This window comes from Candidatus Frankia nodulisporulans (assembly GCF_902806475.1).
Lineage (GTDB): Bacteria > Actinomycetota > Actinomycetes > Frankiales > Frankiaceae > Frankia > Frankia umida.
On sequence record NZ_CADCWS010000451.1, the window covers coordinates 1 to 1,665 of the forward strand.

Below are 1,665 nucleotides of genomic sequence, written 5' to 3' on the forward strand. Positions count from 1 at the left end.
TAGATTAAGCGTGACATCCCAACAAGCTAACTTTATGTTGATGATCGAAGTCTTAAAGTAGCGAGATCCACCCACCACATAATGATCAAGTATCGAGAGTGTCACCGCCGCCACACAGGTTGGTCTGCACCAGCGCGGCCGTCACCCGGCGTCAACCCACGCCGCGATCGCGGCCTCCAGAACGGCCGGAGACGGCCGCACAGTGCCACCGCCGAGCCCCCCACGACACCGCCACCGGCAGGCCGGCGCAGACCAGGCAGCACCCCCCGGCATTGCCAGGTTCAGCTCCCCCCTGCAGGGGCGGACGGCGCCCTCTTCACGACCCCCGGCGGATCTGCGGCCCCTTAGCCGGGGAGGTCCCCGGCGCCGCTCCGGCGCGGGGATCAAGCCGTGTCAGCGGGTAGGACCGCCCGGAACCGCGAAAACCCCCTCCAGGGGCCACAAGGAGGGGGGTGGCGGGCTATCCGTCGCAGCGTGCGACGGATACGCGACGGATAGCCAGGCCCTCTGCGACAGATGCTGTGGCACGCCAACGCCCCGCCGAGGACGGGCCTGGCGGAGCATCAGACGACCGAACAAGATCAGCCGTGGGTGTTAGTCAACGTTGTTGTCGACACCTGCCGGAACGATCTCCTGCATGGGGCCGACCTCCACCCCTCCTCGTCATCGCCGACGAGATCTTCATAGGCAGTTGCCCGTGTAGGTGGACACCCAGAACCCATTTGCAAGGCGATTGTGGTAGTTACCGGTGGTCACCTTCCCCGACTGACACTGAGCCTGCGCGAGAGACGTGGCCTTGGCCTTCGCCTCCTCGCCGGTTGCGCCTGTGCCGTAGACGTACACGAACGATCCCTTCGGGAGGAGGGTGTCCGCGGCGAACGAGGTGCCCCCTGTGGCGAACAGGGTGCCGCCGATGACAACGGCTGCGGTCAGGGCCTTTGCTGTCAGGGTCTTCACAATGAGCCTCCCGTCCAAGCCGCCGGCGTCGACCTGCGTGCCATGATCAGGTCGATGAACTTTTCCTGATCATAATGGATCATCGTCTCATCGCCGGGGTGCCAGTGCCCCGCCGGTGGCCAGTTCCATGGGGCACTCGGCACCTCCAGTCGACACCGCCGGCCTCCACGGCCCCACCCAGGAGATCAACCCAGCAGGTGTCGACAACAACGTTGACTAACACCCACGGCTGATCTTGTTCGGTCGTCTGACGCCCCGCCGGGACCGTCCTCGGCGGGGCGTTGGCATGTCTCCCGGCGGCCCCGCCCGGGCGAAGAACTGGATGTCAGTGGGGGGCCGTCGGGCCGTCCGAGCCGGGTTGCAACCTGGTTTCCTCGCGCGCGCACGCGTAGGGCCCCCCGCCAGGAAACCTGGAAACTTGGAAACCTGCAGGTCAGAGGCGGTTGCACCCAGGAAACTCTCAGGAAACTGCAACCCGCGGTTTCCTGGGGGGCAACCGGCCTCCGTGACCCCGCCTCGGCCGGCGCCGGCCGAGCTCCGATCCGGTGGGGCAGACCATCGCCGCGGGGGGTGCGACAGTCGGCCGACCGTCCTCGCCCGGAACGTCCAAGCGCCCCGCCGGACTGCTCCGACGGGGCGCTGTCGCTTCCTCTGGGCTGTCACGCCGCTAGGCAAGTGCCGCCATCAACTTGCCCTCCTCTGACGAAC

General features: G+C 66.8%; 1 protein-coding gene. It reads right to left on the reverse strand.

Features of this window, described 5'->3' with window-relative positions; all coding sequences use genetic code 11:
- Positions 1-681: 681 nt before the first annotated feature.
- Positions 682-957: a hypothetical protein gene (locus tag G6R24_RS20705; protein ID WP_163550801.1), complete on the reverse strand. Its 276-nt coding sequence runs from the start codon at positions 955-957 to the stop codon at positions 682-684.
- Positions 958-1,665 lie beyond the last annotated feature (708 nt).